The sequence below is a fragment of the Sphingomonas tagetis genome (assembly GCF_024211275.1).
In the GTDB taxonomy this organism is placed as follows: Bacteria; Pseudomonadota; Alphaproteobacteria; order Sphingomonadales; family Sphingomonadaceae; genus Sphingomonas; species Sphingomonas tagetis.
Genome location: NZ_JAMLDX010000008.1, coordinates 40,275 through 63,047, shown reverse-complemented (window position 1 = coordinate 63,047; position 22,773 = coordinate 40,275). Strand labels below are relative to the sequence as shown.

The 22,773-nt window shown below is 65.1% G+C and carries 13 protein-coding genes; 6 read left to right on the top strand and 7 right to left on the bottom strand.

Features of this window, described 5'->3' with window-relative positions; all coding sequences use genetic code 11:
• Positions 1–11: 11 nt before the first annotated feature.
• Both M9978_RS11665 and M9978_RS11660 read left to right on the top strand, forming a co-directional pair.
• On the top strand, positions 12–2,915 hold the full coding sequence (locus M9978_RS11665; protein WP_254293337.1) for a TonB-dependent receptor: 2,904 nt from the start codon (positions 12–14) through the stop codon (positions 2,913–2,915).
• Between the two features lie 73 nt (positions 2,916–2,988).
• Positions 2,989–4,398, top strand: coding sequence for an alpha-L-fucosidase (locus M9978_RS11660; protein ID WP_254293336.1), 1,410 nt, complete (start codon positions 2,989–2,991; stop codon positions 4,396–4,398).
• Here M9978_RS11660 and M9978_RS11655 read toward each other — a convergent pair.
• A complete protein-coding gene (locus M9978_RS11655) occupies positions 4,395–5,648 on the bottom strand; it encodes an alpha/beta hydrolase family protein (RefSeq protein ID WP_254293334.1) in 1,254 nt (417 codons plus the stop codon). The two genes, M9978_RS11660 and M9978_RS11655, sit on opposite strands and share 4 nt — an antisense overlap.
• Positions 5,649–5,761: 113 nt before the next feature.
• Between M9978_RS11655 and M9978_RS11650 the strand changes: the two genes are divergently transcribed.
• Entirely contained in the window at positions 5,762–7,159 is a 1,398-nt protein-coding gene (locus tag M9978_RS11650) for a hypothetical protein (protein ID WP_254293332.1), read from the top strand.
• Positions 7,159–9,507 carry a glycoside hydrolase family 95 protein gene (locus M9978_RS11645; RefSeq protein ID WP_254293330.1) on the top strand — a complete coding sequence of 783 codons (2,349 nt, stop codon included), beginning with the start codon at positions 7,159–7,161 and terminating at the stop codon, positions 9,505–9,507. Before M9978_RS11650 ends, M9978_RS11645 begins: the two co-directional genes overlap by 1 nt.
• Positions 9,508–9,709: 202 nt before the next feature.
• Here M9978_RS11645 and M9978_RS11640 read toward each other — a convergent pair whose 3' ends face one another.
• The 6 genes from M9978_RS11640 to M9978_RS11615 form a co-directional block, all read right to left on the bottom strand.
• Positions 9,710–10,822 carry a glycoside hydrolase family protein gene (locus tag M9978_RS11640; protein ID WP_254293328.1) on the bottom strand — a complete coding sequence of 371 codons (1,113 nt, stop codon included), beginning with the start codon at positions 10,820–10,822 and terminating at the stop codon, positions 9,710–9,712.
• Between the two features lie 168 nt (positions 10,823–10,990).
• Positions 10,991–11,668 carry a TetR/AcrR family transcriptional regulator gene (locus tag M9978_RS11635; RefSeq protein ID WP_254293326.1) on the bottom strand — a complete coding sequence of 226 codons (678 nt, stop codon included), beginning with the start codon at positions 11,666–11,668 and terminating at the stop codon, positions 10,991–10,993.
• Positions 11,669–11,714: 46 nt separating this feature from the next.
• A complete protein-coding gene (locus M9978_RS11630; protein ID WP_254293324.1) occupies positions 11,715–13,298 on the bottom strand; it encodes an AMP-binding protein in 1,584 nt (527 codons plus the stop codon).
• Positions 13,295–14,917: a carboxylesterase/lipase family protein gene (locus M9978_RS11625; RefSeq protein ID WP_254293322.1), complete on the bottom strand. Its 1,623-nt coding sequence runs from the start codon at positions 14,915–14,917 to the stop codon at positions 13,295–13,297. The genes M9978_RS11630 and M9978_RS11625 overlap by 4 nt, the downstream gene beginning before the upstream one ends.
• Complete coding sequence (locus tag M9978_RS11620) at positions 14,914–16,212, bottom strand: spinster family MFS transporter (protein ID WP_254293320.1); 1,299 nt, start codon at positions 16,210–16,212, stop codon at positions 14,914–14,916. The genes M9978_RS11625 and M9978_RS11620 overlap by 4 nt, the downstream gene beginning before the upstream one ends.
• Positions 16,213–16,215: 3 nt before the next feature.
• Positions 16,216–18,483: a TonB-dependent receptor gene (locus tag M9978_RS11615; protein ID WP_254293318.1), complete on the bottom strand. Its 2,268-nt coding sequence runs from the start codon at positions 18,481–18,483 to the stop codon at positions 16,216–16,218.
• A gap of 269 nt (positions 18,484–18,752) precedes the next feature.
• On the opposite strand from M9978_RS11615, the gene M9978_RS11610 reads away from it, so the two are divergent.
• Both M9978_RS11610 and M9978_RS11605 read left to right on the top strand, forming a co-directional pair.
• On the top strand, positions 18,753–20,231 hold the full coding sequence (locus M9978_RS11610; RefSeq protein ID WP_254293316.1) for an ATPase domain-containing protein: 1,479 nt from the start codon (positions 18,753–18,755) through the stop codon (positions 20,229–20,231).
• Between the two features lie 78 nt (positions 20,232–20,309).
• Entirely contained in the window at positions 20,310–22,733 is a 2,424-nt protein-coding gene (locus M9978_RS11605; protein WP_254293314.1) for an ATP-binding protein, read from the top strand.
• Positions 22,734–22,773: the final 40 nt, after the last annotated feature.

Sequence of the window (22,773 nt, the reverse complement as noted above, 5' to 3'; positions counted from 1 at the left end):
GAGGTCCGGGAATGGCCAGCAATTTTCGTAATCGCGCATTGAACCCTTCGCTCGTGGCATTGGCCGCCGGCTTGTGCTGGGCCGCGCCCGCTGTAGCCCAGGACGCGCCCGCATCCGCCGATGACGCGACCGAGCAGGAGATCGTGGTTTCCGGCTTCCGCGGATCGCTTGAGAAATCGCTTCAGACCAAGCGCAACGAAACCGGCGTGGTCGATTCGATCTCGGCCGAGGATGTCGGCAAGTTCCCGGACTCGAACCTCGCTGAATCGATGCAGCGCCTGCCGGGCGTCGCGCTGGCGCGTGGCGACGGCGGCGAGGGCAAGACCATTTCGGTCCGCGGCCTTGGTGCGCAGTTCACGCGCGTTCGCCTCAACGGCATGCAGGGGTCGAGCTCGACCAACTCGTCCGACATCCGCGCCGGCTTCAACTCGTCGCGTTCGTTCGACTTCAGCGTGTTCGCGTCGGAGCTGTTCAGCGAACTGACCGTGCGCAAGACCTACTCGGCCGACACCGACGAAGGCTCGCTCGGCGCGACGGTTGATCTCACCACGCCGCGCCCGCTGGGCTATGCAGATGACTTCACCTTCGCCGCCAGCGCGCAGGGCACCTATGACGATCTGCGCGAGAAGTTCAGCCCGCGCGTAACCGGCCTCGTCTCGAAGAAGTTCCTCGACGGCACGCTCGGCATCGCCGCATCGATCGCCTATACCAAGCGCCACACGCGCGAAGAGGCGTGGTCGGCGGTCGAAGTATATCGCGGCACGCAACAGGGCGGCTTCTGCTCACCGGTCGGCTACGCGCCGCAGAACCCGGTAAACACCGCCGCGATCGGCACTGACGCTGCGAACTGCGCGACCGGGCTGCCGCGCCTGCCGAACAGCGCGACCAACGTTGCCAATTACGAAACGGCGCGCAACGCGTTCATCTATCGCAGCCCGCGCTGGCTGCGTTCGGACCAGGACTATTCGCGGCTTGGCGCGACGGTGACGATCGAGGCTGAACCGGCCGAGGGCACGCACTTCTCGCTCGACGGCCTGTACAGCTGGTACGACGTGACTCGCCGCGATTACAGCTTCGCCGCCAACTCGTTCGCACGCGGGCTCAACAATCACGGCCAGCCGATCACGACGGTCACCGACATCGCGGTCGATCCGCTGGGCAGCACACTGTACGCGAAGTTCAACAATATCGACATTTCGAACGATATCGCGCTGCGCAAATACACGACCACCTTCCGTCAGATCAACGCGACCTTCTCGCAGGAGCTGGGGAAGCTGACATTCGACGCCTATGTCGGCCTGTCGAACTCGACGATGCACAACCCGGTCTCGACGCAGATCAGTTTCTTCGCCAACGACGTCCAGAACTTCTCCTATGATTTCCGTGGCGGCGGCAGCATCCCGACGATCAACTGGGGCTTCGATACCACCAACGCGGCCAATTATCTGTTCGCGCCGAACGTCACGGCGGGCAGCGTCACCATCTTCCGCAACCTGTTGAACAAGGGCGACAACAAGGAAGACACCGAGAATCTGACGGCCGAGTTCAACGCGACCTATGCGCTGGCCGAGGGGTTCAAGGTGCGGACCGGCGTGCAGTATCGCGAGGGCAATTTCGAACGCTATTCGCGCAGCCGCGCGGGCAATCTGACGACGGGCGACGTGCCCGCCGGCACCTCGCTCGCCTCGGTGATGACCCTGATCGACGGGTTTGGATCGTCGATGCCGGGCAATGTCGGTGGCAGCTGGCTGGCGCCAGACTATGACAAGCTCGACGCGCTGATCAACTTCAGCAATGACGCCACCGGCACCTATGCGCTCGCGCCGATCCCGGTGCGCGACACGCTGAGCGAAAAGGTGACCGGCGCTTACGGCATGGTCGATTTCGATGCCGATATCGGCGTGCGCCTGCGCGGCAATATCGGTGTGCGCTATGTCCACACCAACCAGAGCGGCCGCGGCACCGTTGTCGGCGTCACGCGCACGCTGGAGCGCGAATATGACGACTGGCTGCCCTCGGCGACGGTCGCGATCGACCTGACCGACAAGCTGATCCTGCGCTTCGCCGCGGCGAAGGTGATGGCACGGCCGGAACTGACCCAGATCCTGCCGGCCGGCGTCAGCATCGCGCTCAACACGCGCACCATCTCGGGTCCGAACTTCTACCTCGACCCGATCCGCGCCAAGACGGTCGATGCCAGCCTCGAATATTATTTCGGGCGGCGTGGGCTGATCGCGGTCGGCGGCTTCTACAAGGATATCGACACCTACATCCAGTCGCTGACCGAAACCAAGACGTTCGCCGCGACCGGGCTGCCGCTGTCGCTGATCGAGGGGTCGGGTAACACCGCGGCGACCGAATTCACCGTCAGCAGCCGGCAGAACACGCCGGGCGGCCCGCTCAAGGGCGTCGAGGTCAATGTGCAGACCGGCTTCGACTTCCTGGGCGACACCTTCCGCAACTTCGGCATGCTGGCGAACTATACCTTCGTCGACTCGCAGATCACCTATTGCCGCACCTCGGGCGCGGCCTGCACCGGCACCAACACGCTGGTGCGCGATCTGGTGAACCTGTCCAAGCATGCGCTCAGCGGCACGCTCTATTACGAGGACGACAAGTTCAGCATCCGTGGCACCGCGACCTATCGCGACAAGTATCTGCTGACCGTGCCGACCTCGCGCATCGGCACCGACGCGGCGGGCAACACCGTCAACGATGTGCAGGGCGCGAACTCGACCGTGTTCGTCGATATGGCGGCCTCCTACCAGATCACGCCGCAGGTGCAGATCCGGCTCGAGGCGCAGAACATCACCAACGAGTCGCTCAAATTCTATTATGACTCGGTGCGCCAGGACCCCTATTACACCTCGTTCACGGGGCGGAAGGTCAGCCTGGGCGTCGGCTTCAAGTTCTGACGCCCCGCATGAAGTGAATTGCGAAAGCCCGGTCTGGTGACAGGCCGGGCTTTCCTGTTTTTGGAGTAAGGCGATGACAGGTTCGATCGACCGCCGCACGTTCCTGGGCGCGGCGGGCGTGGCGCCCATGCTCGCGCCCGCCGCAGTCGCGCAGGAGGCCGACGGCGGCAGCGCCGCGACCGTGAAGGTCGTGCTGCCCTATCAGGAGGAAAGCCGCGGTCGCCGCATGAAGTGGTGGCATGAGGCGAAGTTCGGGATGTTCATCCATTACGGCCTCTACTCGATCATCGGCCACCAGGAATGGGTGATGGAATCGGAAGGCATTCCGATCCCGGATTACGAGAAATTAGCGGGCAAGTTCATGCCCAGGCCCGGTGCGGCGCGCGAATGGGCGCGGCTGGCGAAGCGCGCCGGGCAGAAATACATGGTGCTGACCACCAAGCATCATGAAGGCTTCTGCCTGTGGGACACTGCGACGACCGACTATAATTCGGCGAAGCAGGGTGCGAAGCGCGACATCGTGCGCGAATTCGTCGAGGCGGCGCGCGCGGAGGGTCTGCGCGTCGGCCTCTATTTCTCGCTGATGGACTGGCATCATCCCGATGGCGCGCGGTGCAAGGACGATGCGGCGGCGCGCGAGCGTTTCGTTGCCTACACGCACGCGCAGATCCGCGAATTGCTGACCAACTACGGCAAGATCGACATCCTCTGGTACGATGTCGACTGGCCGCTGACCCCGGCGCAATGGCGCGCGGACGCAATGAACAAGATGGTGTTCGCGCTCCAGCCCGACATCATCGTCAACAACCGCAACGGGCTCGACGGCGATTTCGGGACGCCCGAGCATCGCATCACCGCCGAGGCCCGCGCGTGGGAATCGTGCAACACGATGAACTATGGCTGGGGCTGGCAACGCAGCGATCAGGAGTGGAAACCCGCCAAGCGGCTGGTCAACGATCTGACGCTATGCGTGCAGCAGGGTGGCAACTATCTGCTCAATATCGGGCCGGAGCCGGACGGATCGGTGCCACGCGGTTCTATCGATACGCTCGAGCAGGTCGGCGCCTGGCTGCGCACCAATGGCGCATCGATCTACGACGCCGACGGACGCGCGGCGGGGGCGTTCGGCAATTACACCAACTTCACCAAGGCGAAGGACAAACTCTACGTCCACGTCTATTTCTGGCCTTCGAAAAGCCCTGCGGCAGGGGTGCTGCCTTCACTCCGGCCCGAAACGGTGGTGGCTGTCGGCGGGGTGCGGACGAAGGTGCTGGCGGCGCGGTTGCTCAAGACCGGGCAGCCGGTGAAGTTCACGCAGGACGCGATTGCGCTGCGGCTGACCGGTCTGCCCGACATGCCGCCCGACGATCCGACCACGGTGATCGAGCTGACCTGCGAGGGCACGCCTTATGTGCGCCATCATCTGATCCGGCCGGAATGGCCGCGTTACGGGGTAAATGTCGGTGGCGCGCGCAGCAGCTAGGGTTTGAGCCACTTGTCGGCGAAGGCTATGAACTGCGCCCAGTCCGACGCGGTCAGCGCGTGCGGCCCGGTACGGATGTGATAGCCGATGCGCGACTGGATCGACTGGTCGCGCGGCGGCATGCCGGTCGCATCGAGTCCGCCCGCGCCGAGCAGGCGATAGACCGGATCGGCGCCCTTCGCCGCGAGAAACTCGCCGCGCGGATCGGCCCACCAGTCCTCGCTGGCGCTGGCGACATAGACGGGTCGCGGCGCAACCAGCGCGATCAACTCGTGCGCATCGACCGGCAGATCCGCCTCGCGCTCGGCATAGGTCTTGAAGCGCGGCGCGAACCAGTAGTTGTTCATGACGCGGATCGTTTCGCCGAAATTGCGCCGGTAGAGCGCGGCGCCGCCTTCGCCCGAATTGTTGGCGATCACCAGTGCGAACCGCTCGTCGCGCGCGCCGGCCCACAACGCCGCCTTGCCGTAGCGCGAATGGCCGAACACGATCACGCGCTCGCGGTCCACGGCGGTATCGGTCGCGAGATAATCATAGACCCGGCTGAGTCCCCATGCCCAGGTCGCGACCGCGCCCCAATGCTGCGGATCGGATGCGGCGGTGCCGAAGGCCGGATGAATGCTCTCGGCGACCCTGCCGTCGCCATCGGGGTAGAGGTCGCCGGTGAAAAACGTCGCAACGCCATAGCCGGCCTTCAGGATCGTTTCGACCGGCCACTCGGCCTTGTCGATGCCCCGCGATTGCTGCGTGGCGCTGCCCTTGCGGATGCCCGGTGCTGGCGTGACCCAGCCCGGCGTGATGTGGATCGCAGGATCGGGGTGGATCGCCTGGTTGCCGTGGAAATTGGGGCCAACGAAGACGGGTACGCGCCCGCGTGCGTTCGCCGGGAGGTAGAGCAGCACTCGCATCTGCGGCCCGTCTTCGCGCCCGGTGAGGAGGATGGTGACCTGCCGCCGAGTTGCGAGGCCATTCAGCGCGGCATCGCTCTGATCGTCGAGGCGGTAGCGCGGCTTCGGTGCGCGCGGCGCGGTGCCATAGATATTGGCTTCGAACAGCGCGATCAGCTCGCGGCGCCGCTTACGCCAGTCGGCGGCATTGCGCACGGGCCGGCCGTCGGCAGCAATCAGCGGGTCGGGCAGGCGGTAAGGGGCGACCTTCGCTTCGTCCGAATTGCCGTCGAGTTGCGCGAGCGCAGGGATGGGCAGGGCGATAGCGAGCGCCGCCACCATGTTCCTCAATCCAACGCGCATCTTTCTCTCCAGAATTTTCAGCCCAGCCACGATCACCGTTGTCAGCTTGGTGGCAAGTTGTATGATGATCATACGTTCGCTCGGTAAGGGCGGCAAGCCGATGGGAGGATTGAATGAACCGCCGCGAGTTGATCGAAATGCTGGCGGTTACCGGCGCCACCGCAGCGCTCCCATGCGTGGCAATGGCGGCGGCCCCGACGATCCGGCTGAGCTATGATCCGGCCCGAACCGGCGCGACGATCCCGCGCGACTATGTCGGCCTGTCATTCGAGCGCGCGCAGCTGTCCAATCCGGCCTATTTCTCTCCTGAAAACAAACAGTTCGTACAACTCATTCGCGGCCTCTCGCCATCGGGCAGCATCCGCCTTGGCGGCTCGTCGGGCGAGCATACCGCCTATGTGGGCGACAAGATCATCCCCCCTGCCTTCGAAATCCACGGACCGGAGCACAACAAGCTCAACCGCGAAGGTCTGAACGTCTCGACCTTGGCTCTGCGCAATCTTCGTCGCTTTCTCGACGCGACCGGCTGGAGCTGTCTCTACGGCCTCAACATGGCGCATGCCTCGCCGCAAGAGGCCGCGCGAGAGGCGGCGGACGTCCAGCGCATCCTCGGCCCGCGGCTGTCGGCGATCCAGATCGGCAACGAGCCCGACGTGTTCCGCAACCGCTATCGCCCGGCGACCTGGACGCCGGCCGATTATGTCGCCGAATGGGGCCGGTTCCATACCGCGATCACCGCCGCCGCGCCGGGCCTTAAATTCGCCGGGCCGGGCATCTCGAACAAGCTCGAATATCTGACGGCGTTCGCCGCGATGGCGCCGCGCTATCCCGACATCGTCATGCTGACCGGCCATTATTACGCGATGGGGCCGTCGGGGTCGCCCGAGGCGACGCTCGACGTGCTCAAGGAGCCCGAAACGAAGACGGCGACGTTCAAGCAGTCCGGCTATCAAATCGTCGAGGATGCCCGGCGCGTGGCGGGACGGCCTTACCGCATGTCGGAGGGCAACAGCTGCTGGGACGGCGGCAAGATCGGCGTGTCCGATGTGCACGCGGCATCGGTATGGGGCGCCAACCGCATGCTCGACTGGGCGCGACGCGGGTGGATCGGGATTAACTGGCATGGCGGCGGCTATGGCAATTATTCGCCGATCGTCGGGACGCCGTCGAAGGGCTTTTCGCGCCGCCCGCTCTATTTCGGCACGCAATTCGGGCAGCTGCTGGACGGCGCGACGTTCCTTCAAACGAGCGCGGTGCCGGATCCGTATCTCGGCTATTATGCGCTGCGTCAGAATGGCCGCGATCGCATCGCGCTGGTCAACCAGGGCGACGCGCCGGTGACGGTCGAACTGCCCGCCGCGCCGGAAGCACGCGTGACGATCCTGACCGGCCCGTCCGCGGCGGCGCGTGATGCGACGACGCTGGCGACGGTGACCCGCCGCCCGATCCGAACGGTGATCGTCCCGCCCGTCACCGCGATGCTGTTCACGCTCGCGCGTCGGCGCGGCTGATGGGCGTCTCGCGCCGCGATGCGCTCAAGGCGGGCGCTGGCCTCGCCCTGGCTTCAGCCGTACCGGGCAAGGCTGCCGAAGGGGCTGCCGACCACCCCAACCGGCTGTGGTACGACCGTCCGGCGAGCGAATGGGTTCAGGCACTGCCGCTCGGCAATGGCCGGCTGGGGGCGATGGTATTCGGCGGGGTCGCCAACGAGCGCATCCAGCTCAACGAAGACACGTTCTTCGCCGGCTCGCCCTATGACGGCATCAATCCCAAGGCGCGCGCAGGCCTGCCGCAGGTCCGCGAGCTGATCTGGGCCGGCAAGTACAAGGAAGCGCAGGATCTCGCCGACGACGTGCTGGTCGCGCGCCCGCCGCGGCAGATGTCGTACCAGCCGATCGGCGATCTGCTGCTGCTGTTCCCCGGGATCGAGAATGCGCAAAGCTACATGCGCGAGTTGGACCTCGACGGCGCGATCGCGACGACGCGGTTCAAGGTGCGCGCAGTCACGCATCTGCGCGAGGTGATCGCGTCGGTGCCCGACCGGGTGGTGGCGCTGCGGCTGTCGAGCGACGCGCCGGCGGGTTCTGTCAACGTCACGATTTCGCTGTCCACGCCGCAGGACGCCGAGATTGCGGTAGAAGGCGACGACACGATCGTCATGCGCGGCATCGGCCCGGCGCAGCATGGCGTGCCGGGCGGCATCCGCTTCGAGACGCGCGTGAAGGTGCAGCGCACCGGCGGGCGGCAGACCCTGGGCCGCGACGGCATCCGCATCGAGGATGCGCAGGAAGTCGTGCTGCTGGTGGCGACCGCGACCAGCTATCGCCGGTTCGACGATATCGGTGCCGACCCTGCTGCGATCGTCCGCGCCGATATCGCCGCAGCGAGTGCGAAGGGCTGGCCGGCGCTGCTCGCCGCGCATCAGGCCGATCACCGCAGGTTGTTCCGCCGCGTCGAGATCGACCTTGGCCGCACCCCCGCCGCCGAGCTGCCGACCGACCAGCGGATCGCGCGTTCGGGCGAGCTCGACGATCCGGCGCTCGCCGCGCTCTATTATCAGTTCGGCCGCTATCTGCTGATCGCGTCGTCTCGGCCGGGCACGCAGCCGGCCAACCTTCAGGGCATCTGGAACGAGCGCACCAATCCGCCATGGGAGTCCAAATGGACGCTCAATATCAACGCCGAGATGAATTACTGGCTGGCCGATGGCGCCAATCTCGGCGAGCTGGTCGAGCCGCTGTTGCGCATGACGAAGGAGCTGGCGGTCACCGGCCAGCGCACCGCGAAGAACGACTGGGGTGCGCGCGGCTGGGTCGCTTATCACAATACCGATTTGTGGCGGCAGGCGACGGTCAATTCCTCAGCGCTCTATGGCATGTGGCCGATGGGCGGCGCATGGCTGCTCAACACGCTGTGGGATCATTGGGACCATCGCCGCGACCGGGCTTTTCTGGCCGAACTCTATCCGCTGATGGCGTCGTCCTGCCAATTCTATCTCGACGCGCTGGTGCCGCATCCGCGCACCGGTGAATGGGTGATGGCGCCCTCCAATTCGCCGGAAAACTCGCATCGCCCCGGCGTCTCGATCGCCGCCGGGCCGGCGATGGACAGTCAGTTGCTACGCGACCTGTTCGGCCGGACGATCGCGGCGAGCGAACTGCTCGGCCGCGACGCACCGCTTCGCGCGGAGATCGCCGCCAAATTGGCCAAGCTGCCGCCTGACCGGATCGGCAAGGCCGGGCAGCTGCAGGAATGGTTCGACGATTGGGACATGGACGCGCCCGAGATCAATCATCGCCACGTCAGCCATCTCTACGCGCTCTACCCCGGCGAGCAGATCACGCCACGCGGCACCCCGGCGCTAGCCAAGGCGGCGCAGCGCTCGCTCGAGATCCGCGGCGACGATGCGACCGGCTGGGGCATTGGATGGCGCATCAATTTATGGGCGCGGCTCGAGCAACGCGAGCGCGCGTACAAGGTGCTCAAGATGCTGCTTCAGCCCAGCCGCACCTATCCCAACATGTTCGACGCGCACCCGCCATTCCAGATCGACGGTAATCTGGGCGGCGCGGCGGGGATCGGGCAAATGCTGATGCAAAGCTATGGCGGCGCGATCCATCTGCTGCCGGCACTGCCGCGCTATTGGCCGCAGGGACGCGTGCGCGGCCTGCGCGCGAGAGGCAACATCGGAGTCGATCTCGCCTGGTCGAAAGGTGTGCTGGACGAGGCCGTGCTGACGGCCGGCAGCGACGGCAAGGGCCGCATTCAGCTGCGCGACTCGAGCCTCGATCTCGCCCTGCGCGTTGGTGAGCGTGTCCGGCTCGGAACCGAGCAGGGGCGGCTGGTCCGCCTGCGGTAAAATGTTTGGGTGATACGTTAATCGCCCGTCATTTCGCTATCGGAGCAGCGCGCGAGCGGTCGTGCGCACGGCCGTCTCCTGGGCAAGCCAGTCAGCCATTTGACCTAGACCGTTTTCGATAGGCCCCGCTCCATTCCTGCTCCACGGCAGGGAGCACGAACGTCGTTGAGCCGGTTGGGAACGGTGGAGAGGTGGGAGACTGCTACTCGGGGGATGCCATCGTCAGCTTTACGCGGACACGCCCGATGCCCCAGAATGGCCGGTCCTTCATGCGCGCAGTGTAGAGCAGGGTGTAGGTGCCGTCCTGCTCGGGCACGAGGCCCAGCGGCGTGCGCAGGTCGGATGCCCAGTTGCTCGCCTCGCTCGACTGCACGACCAGCGATCGGCCCTGGTGCCAGCGGATGCCGTCCTTTGAGATGCTGTAGCCGACGGAATTATACGGCTTTGCCGCGATGTCGGGCTGGTTTGGCGCAAAGTGGTTGTTGTCATAGACGGCGATGTAATTGCCGTTGGGCAGCCGGTTGACGATCGGATTCTCGATGAACAGCCCCTCCATTGGCGACGGCTGCTCGCTCGGCACGCGCTTCCACACGCTCGACGTCAATGACGGCGCGGTCGCGACGCCGACCTGCCAGGGCGCGACCGGGAAATGGTTGTGGCTGCCGTGCAGCGTGACCCACTTGTTCCCGACCTTGTAGGGGAAGAAGGAATCGAGGCCCTGCTGCCCCTCCCACATCGCGGCGTCCCGGCCGCCCGGCGCCATCGCCACGCCGGCATCCTTGAACGGACCGCCGATGCCCTTGCGCCCTGGCACCTGCGAGACCGCCCGGCGCGCAATGCCCTCATAGTCCATGTTGGACGCCTCGCCGCGCGCGCTGTTGCCGCCGCGATAGGCGATGTAGAACAGGGTCCAGCGATCCGCCTTATCGTCGAAGATCATCGCCTGCATCCACACTTCGGAAAACGGATTTTGCGGCGAGCGGCCGGGCTTGCTCTCCAGAACCGTGCCCTGGCGCGTCCAGCGGATCGCGTCGCTGCTCGTCCAGTGGGCAATGCGCAAGTCGAGGTGGGGACGGCCAAACATTTCGCCGATGAACAGGTGATAGGTGCCGTCGATCTTCAGCGTCACGCCGGTTTCGAACCCCGACTTGTTGCCAGAGAGATCGATCTGGTCCGGGCCTATCACCGGCGCCTGGCTTTCCTGAATGACTTCGAGCCGTTCGCGAAAGCCATCGTCCCGCCGGTCGAGACCGTAGTTTTGGGCTGAAGCCGGCAGTGTCAGCAAAGCCACGAGGGTGAGTACTGCCTTCGTCATGCACACATGCTCCGTCAAATTGCGCCAGCCTGCCACGGCCGCTGCAGCTGGCAGACCGGCTATGTCACGCGTGGGAATTTGTCATACAACTTTGCCCGACGAGCGCAATGCGCGGCGGTTGTTTTGCGACGTAACGTCAGGGATCTCGTGGGCTTCGCGAGCTCGCCGTCAGCGCTTGCCGCAAATCTGGTGGAACCCGGCCGCCATGAACGCAGCCATGCGTGCCTTGACCTGTGAAAAATCGTCCGAAGCGCATAACCCGCCGGACAGCTTGTCGATCCGTCCGGTGCGCGCCAGCGTCACCATCAGCGCGCCGGTGACGAAGTGGTAGCCCCAGAAGATGTCGGCCTCGTTGCAGTGCGGCAGCGCCTTCTTGAGCAGGCCGATCAGACGCAGGACGACCGGATCGAAATGCTCGTCCATGAGGTCGGCACCCCATTCGGGCGTGTTGGCGACGAGCGCGCCGAGTGCACCGTAATTCTTCCAACCTTCGCCCCCTTCGATGTAGAGATCGAGATCGGTGTCGAGAAACGCGTGTAGCGCACCTTCAACCGTCGGATTGCCGCCGCACGCCGCGTCATAATCGTCGAGCGCCTTCATTCGCCGCTCGCTCGTGACGACCGCGCGGCGGGCGAACACCGCGTCGAACAGCTTCTTCTTGTCCTCGAAATAATAATTGAGAAGCGTGTGATGCACGCCGACGCGCTTGGCGACATCCTTCAGCGTGACGCCATGCAGTCCGTGCTTTGAGAACAGATACTCGGCCTCGTCGAGGATCTGTTCCATCGTGTCGGCGCGCTGCTCGGCCTTGGTCGTGCGCCGCCGCATGTTCGCTCGTTCAGCCACTGGACCTGTCGTTCCTTCTTCCCCGGGCATGGGGCCGGCCGGCACCTCAAGCGCTTCCATATTCGGCTCGCAAGCGAATCTTGTCGATCTTCCCCGTCGGGGCAAGCGGCATGGCGTCAAGCCGGACGACCGCGTCGGGAATCCACCACGGCGCGACGCGCCCGCGCAGCGGCTCGAGCAACTCCTCGTCGCTTATCGCGCCGTCGCACATCTCGACCAACAGCACCGGCCGCTCGCCCCATTTGGCGTCGGTGCGGCCGATCACGGCAGCGAGCGACACTTCGGGCAGCGCACCAACCACGGCCTCGATCTCAGCCGGGTTGATCCATTCGCCGCCCGACTTGATCAGGTCCTTTGCACGGCCGGTGATGACCAGATTGCCGTGCGTGTCGATGCGCGCGAGGTCGCCCGTCGCGAACCAGCCGCGCGGATCGGTGGCGGGCTCGTCATGCCCGAAATAGCGATCGATCACCGCCGCGCCGCGGACGCGCAAATGGCCCTCCGTCTCGCGCTGCTCGGCGAGCGGCTCGCCATCGGCATCGGTGATCAGCAGGTCGATCCCGATCGCCGGACGGCCTGACACGGTTGCCGCGCGCGCTGGGTCGTGCGGCGGGGCAACCGTGCCCGACGGTGACAGTTCGGTCATCCCCCAACTGGTCTGGACCGTAACCCCCAGGCGCTGTTCGATTCGCGCCATCAGGGCGGGCGCCAGTGGCGAGCCGCCGACAATGATCCGCTGGAGACTGGGCAGTTCGCCGCCGGTCACCTCGAGATGCTCGACAAGCCCGAGCCACACGGTGGGGACGGCGACGCCGATCGTCACCTGTTCCGCTGCGATCAGACGGGCGAGGCTCGCGCCATCATTGTACCGGCCGGGCAGGACCAGCTTCGCGCCGGCTGCCGGCACGGTGAAGGGCAGACCCCAGGCATTGGCATGGAACATCGGTACCACGACCAGCACGCTGTCGGTGGCGCGCACGGCCATCACATCGGCCTGCAGACAGCGCAGCGTGTGCAGAAAACAGGCGCGATGCGTGTAGGAGACACCCTTCGGCGCGCCGGTCGTGCCCGAGGTGAAGCAAAGGCCCGAGGGCGCCGTCTCGGCGAAATCGCCCCATATCGCGCCGCCGGGCGCGGTCGCGATCAACGGCTCGAGCGGCGTGACAGGAACTCCAGCGCATCCCGCGTCATCGACATGGCCGTCGATCACCAGGATCCGTTCGATTCCGCTGGCGCGCTCCGCGATATTGCGCGCGAGCGGCAGCAGGTCGGCACTCGCGACCAGCAGCTTCGCTTCGGACTGAGCGGCCATCGCGCCGAGCTGTGCAGCAGTCAGGCGGGGATTGAGCGTGTGGCACACCGCACCGATCCCCATCACCGCATACCAGCTCTCGACATGCGGCTGGCTGTTCCATGCCAGCGTTGCCACGCGGTCGCCCGGCTGCACGCCGAATCCCGCGAGCAGCGAGGTGATCGCCAGCGCGCGCGACTGCATGTCGGCGTAGCCGATCCGCTCGATCGCTCCGCCCTCGCGCGCTGTCGCCACCTGAGCACGCGGATGCCATTTGGCGGCGTGGCGCAGGAACTTGTCCAGCGTCAGCGGATAATCCTGCATGGTCCCGTCGATCATTTGCACCCCGCGGCCTTGGCGAGGACGGGCGACACGACGCCGGTGTTCCAGTTCCACGGCTGGCCAACGGCGCGGCGGCGGCAGACGGCAGCTTCGTGCAACGCGAACATGCCGGGAAACAGTTTTACGCCGGGCTTGGGCGCCTTTGCGAAGGTCATGTAGTTCGCTTCGGCGCCATAGGTTTTCCAGGCCGGCTGGCCGCTCGCGCTCGGCGTGCCGCTGCGAGCGAACGAAACCCAATAGCTCAACATGGCGTCGGACAGGCGGCGGTCGGCAACGCCGTCGGGCATCTTGGGCCAGTAAGGCGGCAGCTTGCCCGCCGTGCCGAAGACATAGGGGATTTCCGCGGCGTGAAAGGCGTGCAGCCCATTGTCGTCTGCCGCTGGGTAGCCATGGTCGAACAGATAGAGATAGCCGGGCTGGCGAAGCGCGGTCTGGCCGATCGCGAGCCGCGCCGACGTCCAGCCGTAAAGCGCGTCGCGCGTCGTTGCGAGCATCGCCTCGCTGATATTGTCCGAGGGGTAGAGCCGCAGAAACGGCTCGGCGAGATCGCCATAGCGCTCGCGGATCGCGGCTTCGTAGGCCGCGGCATTGGCCGGGGCGGGGGGCAGCAGCATGCGCAGCGACCGGATCTCGCCCGAATTGAACCCGGCGATCACCGGCACCGGCGCCTGCTCGCCCCGGTCCCAGGTCTCCACCAGCTGGCGTGTGAGCAGCTTGCCGTCGACCGTGCCCCACGGGCCATAGCCCTTTCGGGCGGCCTCCTGTGTGAGCTTTTCTGCGTCCATCGCCCGCAACGCCGCGAGGTCCTTGGCACCCAGCGCGGTCGTTGCCGTGCTACCCGCCACTTCGGCCGAAGGCAGGCCGAACCGCCCCTGCTTCAGTTCGGGCGCGGTGATCATGTAAGCGCTCTGCGCCACGGCCTTGTGGAACAGCCCGCGCGCGCGGGGCGAGGCCATCAGATACATGACGCTCAACGCCCCGGCCGACTCCCCCGCGATCGTCACGTTGTCCGGATCGCCGCCGAACGACGCGACGTTGTGCCGGACCCAGCGCAGCGCGGCGATCTGGTCGAGCAGCCCGTAATTGCCCGAGATGCCCTCGACCGATTCTTTGCTGAGCTCGGGATGCGCGAGATAGCCCAGGATACCGAGCCGGTAGTTGATCGAGACCACGATCACCCCGCCGCGCTCGGCCATGCGCGTGCCGTCATACATCGGCTCATGGCTGTAGCCGTTGACCAGCGCACCGCCATGAATCCACACGACCACCGGCGCGCCCTTGGCATGCTTCGGCGCCCAGATGTTGAGCGTCAGGCAGTCCTCGCTCATCTTCTCGGGCGGGTTGGAATAGATGCTGATCGCCGTCGAGCGCGGCTGGACGCAGGCCGGACCGAACGCCGTCGCCTTGCGCACGCCCCGCCAGGCGGGCAGCGCCGCCGGCGGCTTCCAGCGCAAGGGACCGACCGGCGGCTGGGCATAGGGAATGCCCTTGAACACCCGAATTTCGCCTTGCGCGGCGCCCTCCAGTGTCCCCGCGGGGGTCTGCACGGCCTGCGCCAAAGCGGGTGCGGCGGCGAACAGGCTGGCTGTCAGCGCGGCGCGACGAAACGGTGTCATGCGTGAACCTGAGGCTTGACCTCGCGCCGCAGCACGCGCGCGAGCCAGAGGAAGAGGGTGATGGCGACCAGATAGAAGGGCGTCAGCGTGTAGAGCGCGGATTGCAGGCCGTGCGCGTCGCCCTGCGCCTTGAACCAGTCGCTGGCGAAGCCGACCCAGGTCGGCCCAAGGCCAAGGCCGATGAAGTTCATGATCAGCAGCAGCAACGCGCCCGACAGCACGCGCTGGTTGGGCAGCACTTCCTCCTGCACCAGCGCCACCGATGCCGAGAGGTAGAAATAGTTGAATACCATCACCAAAGCCAGGAAGGCCAGCGCCAGTGCCCAACCCGGCGCCCACACGAAGCCGAGATAAAAGGGCATGGCGACGGCGAGCGAGAGCGCGGGCGCGATCGCGTAACCCGCGCGTGAAGTTCGCGTCATGCGGTCGATCACTCTCCCTGATACGACCATGCCGCCACCCATGCCGAGAACCAGCACTAGCGCGTACCAGATGCCGACATCGCCCAGTGTCATGCCCTTTTCGCGCATCAGGAACAGCACCGCGAAGTTGCCGAGACCGTAAGTCACGAACTGCGTCGCGCCGCTGCCGAACGCGGCGAGCATCAGCACCGGGTTGGACAGGAACATGCCGACAGTGGGCCAGAACGGCGCCCTGCCGTCGCCCCGCGCCTGCACCGTATCGGTCGCGCCGCGCGCCGGCTCGCGCACCGTAAGCCAGACGAGCAGTGCGGTGACGATGCCGATCGCGCCGACGGCGATGAACGGCACGCGCCAGCCGAACCGCGCCGCGATCGCCGCGCCGAACGCCACGCCGAGCGCCGCGCCGATCGCCGGTCCGAGGTTGAAGATGCCGAGCGCCGCGGCGCGCTTGCCCGGCGGATAGGTGTCGGTGATGATCGCATAGGAGGGCGGCACGCCTCCCGCCTCGCCGAACCCCACCGCCATGCGCGCGATCACCAGCTGCGTGTAGTTGGCCGCCAGGCCGCACGCGACCGTCGCACCGCTCCAGATCGCGCAGGCGAGCGACAGCACGCCGACGCGGCTGGTGCGGTCGGCGAACCACCCGACGGGGATCGCGATGAAGCAATAGAACATCGCGAAATAGAGTCCGCCGATCAGCCCGAGCTGGCTGTCGCTGACCCCCAGCGAATCCTGGATCGGCTTGGCGAGGATGCCGATCAGCTGCCGGTCGAGGAAGTTGAGGACATAGACGAAGGTCAGCATGGCGAGGACGAAACCGGCCCGTGCCGGCTTCGCCTCACCCGCTGGATCGCCGGCCGCGATTGCGGTCATCCCTTACAGCCCATAACCGAGCCGGATGCCGACCGTGCGCGGCCGCAGCGTGCCGGATCGGCTGGCCAGGAACGCCTCGGGATGGACGTAGACCACCGAGTGATCGTCGAACAGATTTTCGACATAGACCTGCGCCGAGAGCGAGCCGTGCTTCAGGCCGAGGCTGGCGTTGACGTTCACATATTCGTCGGTCTCGCCATAGGTCGGCAGGCGAAGGTTCGGGTTGCCCGGCGTGTTCGGGAACGAGCTGTTGTAAGACCCGACATATTGCGCGTTGACCGCCATCGTACCGCGCGTGCTGTCGCCGATGTCGAAGCCATAGGTCATGTAGATCGCCCCTTGCAGCCGCGGCGCCGAGAGCCGGTGCCCCAGCACCGCGCCCGAGATCGCGGCCTCGGTCGGCGAGAGCCTGGTGATCTTGGCGTCGTTGTAGGCGGCGTTCAGGCCGATGAACACGTCCTTTGCGGGAATGACGCCCATCTCGACCTCGAACCCCTTGCTGGTCGCGCCGCCGATGTTGGTGGCGAACTGCACCGAGTCCGAAACGCGGTTGGCCTGCGCCTGGATGTTGCTCCAGTCGATGTAATAGGCCGCGACGTTCATCGTCACGCGGCCGTCGAGCCAGCGCGCCTTGGCCCCGATCTCATAGCTTTTGAGATCGTCCGAGCTTGCGCCGTTGGGGATGATGATGTCGGCCGGGTTGGTCAGGCTGGCGCGGCCGGCAAAGGCATTGACGATGGGTGACCGGAAGCCGGTGGAGAAGGTCGCATAGGTCGTCAGCGATCCGCTCGGCTTGAACGTCGCGCTCACCTTCCACGACGGCTTCGAAGCTCTTGCCTTGACCCCGGTGACCGCGGCGAACGGCACGGTGGTCAGCGCGACGTTGCGCAGTCCCAGGAAACCGACGGTGTAATAGTTGGTGCCGCTGCCGAGGCCACCGGCCTCGGTGAAGCCCTGCGCATCGAGCTTGCCATAGCGCATGCCGCCGGTCAGCCAGAACCTGTCGCTGAACCGGTAGGTCAGCTCACCGAACGCGGCGAGCTCGTTCGCGATCGAGTAGGTGTTCTGCTTGATATAATATTCGTCGGTCAGGCCGGTGATGTTGCGAGCCTGCAGGAATTCGGGCGTCGAGCGGTATTTGAAATCGACGTCGCGGCGGCGGTGCAGGTAGAAGCCGCCCACGGTGAACTGAAATGGTCCCTCGAGCGACGAGACCAGCCGCGCTTCCTCCACGAAGACTTTGTCGAAGCCGTCGGCATCGAGCGCGAAGGGGAAGAGAAAACCGAACGTGTTGCCCAGATCGACATAGAATTTCTGGTCGAAATCCGAATAAGTGGTCGAACTGGTGAACTTGGCGAAATCGAACTCATATTCGATCGTCGCGTTGGCGACCGTCTGCTTGCCGGTGAACTGGTCGGGACGGTCCGATCGCCGCTTCTCGCGCCCCAGCGCCGGGCTGGTCAGCGAGCTGTCCTTGGGATTGCTGTCCTCATAGGAACCGAGCAGACGGATCGAGAGCCGGTCGGTCGGCTTCCACAGCACGATCACGCGCCCGCCCCAGTCGACCAGCGTGTTCGAATTATGCACGCCGGTACCGATGTTATCGAGATAGCCCTCCTCGTTGCGGTAGAACCCGACCGCGCGCACCGCGAGCTTGTCGGTGACCACCGGCACATTGACCATCAGGTTATAGCGCTGGCGGAAGCTGTCCGATCCGGTGAGGCCGAGATCGGCGAGGGCCGATACGTCGAAATCGTTGAGGTCTGGGCTCTTGGTCAGGATGCGCATCGCACCCGACAGCGAACCCGAACCGAACAGCGTGCCCTGCGGCCCGCGCAGGAACTCGACGCGCTCGACGTCGAACAGATTGGGATCGACGACCGTCGTATTGCCAATCGTCGAGACCGGTAGCTCGTCGATATAGACCGCGACCGAACTCTGCAGATTGGCATTATAGCCGTTGGTGGCGATGCCGCGCGAGGTGAAGTTGTTGAAGTTCTGGGTCGGGCGGTTGAGCACGACCCCGGGCGTCTCGCGCGCGATGCCTTCGAAACCGACGATGCCCTTTTCGGTCAGCTCCTCCTGCGAAAAGGCCGAGATGCTGAGCGGGACGTCCTCGATCCGCTCCTCGCGGCGGGTGGCGGTGACGATGATCTCGCTGTCGGACCGCTCGGTCTGGCGCGATGCTCCAGCCTCATCCTGCGGCTGCGCGAATGCCGGAACGGTTTGAAGCGCGACCACGCATGCGGACGCTAGCAGAATAGCCCTCATTTGCCTCTCCTCGGTGCTGTCGATCGGACGTCGACCTGACGGCAACATCGCCGATCGGTGGCGCGCTGTCAACATTCACTCTCACGAGCGTGAATGAAATAAGCGAGGCTCGAAATGCCCCTAAAAACGTCAGTCCACCGAACCGAGGGCGATGATTGCTCGCCTCCCTCATCATTTCACAACCGGATCAAAATTCCGCGCTGCGCATTATCGTGATCAGGTTCGAGGAGCTGTATTGCTGCTAGACGGGTAGCAAGAACGGAGAACGGATGAGCAATTGCGACACCGGCGTAGCCGGACTCGACGAGATTTTGGCTGGCGGACTGTCCCGTGGGCGGCTGTTCCTGCTCGAGGGCAGCCCAGGAACAGGCAAGACGACGATCGCTACGCAATTCCTGATGAAGGGCGCGGAAGCCGGCGAGAAGGTGCTCTACATCACCCTGTCCGAGACCGATGAAGAGCTGCGGTCGGGCGCGGCATCGCATGGCTGGTCGTTTCCGGAGCAGTTCGACGTGTTCGAGCTGGTCCCGCCCGAAAGCCTGCTGGATGACGATCAGCAGCAGAGCCTGCTCTATTCGTCGGACCTCGAGCTGGGCGAGACGACCAAGCGCATTTTCGAGGCGTTCGAGCGGATCAAGCCATCGCGCGTGGTGCTGGACAGCCTGTCGGAGATTCGCCTGCTGGCGCAGTCCTCGCTGCGCTATCGTCGCCAGATCCTGGCGTTGAAGCATTATTTCTCTCGCCACGAGGCGACGGTGCTGATGCTCGATGACTTGACAGCCGATGTGATGGACAAGACCGTGCACAGCGTCGCGCATGCGGTGATCCGCCTCGAGGAGCTTTCACCCAATTACGGCCCGGAACGGCGGCGCATGCGTGTGCTGAAATATCGTGGCCGCCAGTATCGCGGCGGCTATCACGACTTCGTGATCGACACCGGGGGCGTCCGCATCTTCCCGCGGCTGGTTTCGGCCGAGCATCGCACGAACTTCAAGCGCGAGACGGTCGCGATCGACAATGCAGGATTGAACGCGCTGATCGGCGGTGGATTCGAGCGGGGCGCGAGCACGCTGATCCTGGGACCGGCCGGTACCGGCAAATCCCTCCTGACGCTGAGCTTCGTCCAGTCCGCGATCCAGCGCGGTGAAACCGCGGCGATGTTCATCTTCGACGAAGAGCTGGGACTGCTGTTCGAACGCGCAATCGGCCTCGGCATCGATCTTCAAGTCATGGTCGACACGGGCAAGCTCGTCATCGAGCAGGTGGATGCTGCCGAACTGACGCCCGGCGAATTCTCACAGCGCGTCCGCCGCTGCGTCGAGAAGCAGGGGGCAAAGACAGTCGTGATCGACAGCCTCAACGGCTATCAGGCGGCGATGCCTGAGGAGCAGGCGTTGATCCTGCACATGCACGAATTGCTGCAATATCTGAACCGGCAGGGCGTGATGACCTTCCTGACGGTCGCGCAGCACGGGCTGGTCGGCGACATGAAATCCCCCGTCGATGTCACATACCTCGCCGACACGGTGATCCTGCTGCGATATTTCGAGGCGCTGGGACGGGTCCGTCGGGCAATCTCGGTCGTTAAGAAGCGCACAGGTGCCCATGAGGACACGATCCGGGAATTCATGATTGGCAAGAATGGCATCACTGTCGGCGAACCTCTTGACGGTTTCCAGGGCGTGCTGCGCGGCGTGCCTACGCTGGTCGGAGCGAATAACGGCCTGCTGGATCCGGCCAGAGCTTGAACGCCCTTGAATCGCACGCTTTCCGAAGGCGCGGCCGTACTGGCGCCGCGAGGTCGCGATGCGGTGATCGCGTGCGTCATGCTTCGCGATGGCGGGCTGGCGGCTGAAGCGTCGCAAACGCTGCCGGGCTTCATCGAGGCGCTCAGGGCAGGGGCCGGCTTCGCGGTTGTCACGGAAGAAGCGTTGCGTGGAGCCGATCTGCGCGAGTTGGACCGGTTCGTGCGTGACCAGGCGGATTGGTCCGATTTCCCATTCATCGTCCTCACCGAGCGTGGCGGCGGGCTGGAGCGGAACCCCGGTGCCGTGCGATTGCTGGAGGCGCTCGGCAACGTCACCTTCCTCGAGCGGCCATTTCATCCGACGACGTTGCTGAGCCTTGCACGCTCGGCCTTGCGCGCGCGCTTGCGGCAATATGATGCGCGCAAGCGGATCGAGGACATTCGCGAGCGCGAGGCGCGGCAGGCTGCACTGCTTTCGCTGAGCGATCGGCTGCGGACGATGGATGATGCCCGCGAAATGTCATTCGCTGCAGCCGAGACGCTCGGCACGACGCTCGGTGTCAGTCGCGCCGGCTATGGCGTGATCGACCCGGCAGCCGAGACGATCACCATCGAACGCGACTGGAATCAGCCGGGAACGCAGAGCCTTGCGGGCGTCCTGCACTTTCGCGACTATGGTTCATATATCGAAGATCTAAAGCGCGGGACTCTCGTCGCCATCGCCGATGCGCGGGAGGATCCGCGCACTGCGGCGACAGCCGGAGCGCTGGAAGCGATCCATGCGCGCGCCGTGTTCAACATGCCGCTCGTGGACCGTGGCGATTTCACTGCGTTGCTTTACCTGAATCATATCGACGCGCGCGAATGGACTGGCGATGACAAGGCGTTCGTCCGCGACGTCGCCGATCGTACTCAGGCCGCGATCGATCGGCGAAATGCCGAACAGTCGCTCGCCGATCTGGCGAACACGCTGGAGCGGCAGGTCGAGGAGCGCACGCGCGAACGCGACCGCAACTGGCAGAATTCTCAGGATCTGCTGGCAGTGATTTCGCCAGACGGCCGATTTCTCGCGGTCAATCCTGCTTGGACGACGATACTTGGTTGGCGCGCCGAGGAAATCGTCGGGCGCGATCACGTCGCCTTCAGTCATCCCGAAGATCAGGAAGGCAGTAGCGCGGCGCACCGCCACGCGACCGAACGCGAACTCAACCATTATGAAAATCGCGTTCGCCACAAGGATGGCAGTTATCGCTGGTTTTCCTGGATCGCCTCGCCCGACGGTGGCGTGGTCTATGCCAGCGGACGCCATATCACTGCGGAAAAAGAAGCGCAGTTTCAGCTGGAGGCCACCCAGGCGCAGTTGCGTCAGGCACAGAAGATGGAAGCGGTCGGGCAACTTACCGGCGGGCTGGCGCACGATTTCAACAATCTGCTGACCGGTATCTCGGGCAGCCTCGAACTGATCCAGATCCGCATTCAGCAAGGCCGGGGCGGCGAGATCGACCGCTATCTCGGCATGGCGCAACAGGCCGCGAAACGGGCGGCCGCCCTGACCCACCGCCTGCTGGCCTTTTCCCGCCGGCAGACGCTCGATCCCAAGCCCACCAACATCAACCGCCTGATTGCGAACCTTGAGGACTTCCTGCGGCGCTCCGTCGGGCCGGCGGTAGAGATCGAAATGGTTGGCGCAGGTGGGCTGTGGACCGCGCTCATCGATCCGCCGCAGCTCGAAAATGCGCTGCTCAACCTGTGCATCAATGCGCGCGACGCCATGCCGGATGGCGGCAGGATCACGATCGAGACCGCCAACAAATGGTTGGATCAGGCCGCAGCGAGGGAGCGCGAGCTCCCGCCCGGCCAATATGTGTCGCTGTGTGTGACGGACACCGGCTCGGGAATGTCGGCGGAAACGATCGAGCGCGTCTTCGATCCCTTCTTCACGACCAAGCCGCTGGGCGAGGGCACCGGTCTGGGGCTGTCGATGATCTATGGCTTTGTTCGCCAGTCGGGCGGGCAGGTCCGGATCTATTCCGAGCTTGGTCAGGGCACGACCATGTGCCTGTACTTCCCCCGCGTCCACATGAACGAAGCGAGCGAGGAAGGTAGCGCGCCGCAAGAAGTCCTGCCGTCGCCCGCAGGAGAAACCGTGCTGATCGTCGACGACGAACCGGCGATCCGGCTCCTGGTTACCGACGTGCTGGCCGAACTGGGCTATAACGCCATCGAAGCAGGCGATGGTCCCGCGGGCCTCGCCATCCTCAACTCGCCCGCACGCATCGACTTGCTGGTTACCGATGTCGGGTTGCCGAAAGGCATGAACGGCCGCCAGCTCGCCGACGCCGCCCGCGTCGGACGGCCGGACCTGAAAGTCCTTTTCATAACGGGTTATGCCGAGAATGCCGTTGTCGGAAACGGGCAGCTGGAGCCCGGCATGCATGTGCTGACAAAGCCCTTCGCGATGGAGGGGCTGGCCAATCGCATCAGGACGCTGATTACCGAATGAGGGCGGTTTCGCCGTAAGAGGAAGACCGCGGCGCTGATTC

Bases quoted from the DNA above. Each gene is read 5' to 3' on its own strand.
- M9978_RS11615 (WP_254293318.1), bottom strand. From the start codon at position 18,483: ATGAGGGCTATTCTGCTAGCGTCCGCATGCGTGGTCGCGCTTCAAACC.
- M9978_RS11645 (WP_254293330.1), top strand. From the start codon at position 7,159: ATGGGCGTCTCGCGCCGCGATGCGCTCAAGGCGGGCGCTGGCCTCGCC.
- M9978_RS11625 (WP_254293322.1), bottom strand. From the start codon at position 14,917: ATGACACCGTTTCGTCGCGCCGCGCTGACAGCCAGCCTGTTCGCCGCC.
- M9978_RS11660 (WP_254293336.1), top strand. From the start codon at position 2,989: ATGACAGGTTCGATCGACCGCCGCACGTTCCTGGGCGCGGCGGGCGTG.
- M9978_RS11630 (WP_254293324.1), bottom strand. From the start codon at position 13,298: ATGATCGACGGGACCATGCAGGATTATCCGCTGACGCTGGACAAGTTC.
- M9978_RS11650 (WP_254293332.1), top strand. From the start codon at position 5,762: ATGAACCGCCGCGAGTTGATCGAAATGCTGGCGGTTACCGGCGCCACC.
- M9978_RS11655 (WP_254293334.1), bottom strand. From the start codon at position 5,648: ATGCGCGTTGGATTGAGGAACATGGTGGCGGCGCTCGCTATCGCCCTG.
- M9978_RS11665 (WP_254293337.1), top strand. From the start codon at position 12: ATGGCCAGCAATTTTCGTAATCGCGCATTGAACCCTTCGCTCGTGGCA.
- M9978_RS11620 (WP_254293320.1), bottom strand. From the start codon at position 16,212: ATGACCGCAATCGCGGCCGGCGATCCAGCGGGTGAGGCGAAGCCGGCA.
- M9978_RS11610 (WP_254293316.1), top strand. From the start codon at position 18,753: ATGAGCAATTGCGACACCGGCGTAGCCGGACTCGACGAGATTTTGGCT.
- M9978_RS11640 (WP_254293328.1), bottom strand. From the start codon at position 10,822: ATGACGAAGGCAGTACTCACCCTCGTGGCTTTGCTGACACTGCCGGCT.
- M9978_RS11605 (WP_254293314.1), top strand. From the start codon at position 20,310: ATGCTTCGCGATGGCGGGCTGGCGGCTGAAGCGTCGCAAACGCTGCCG.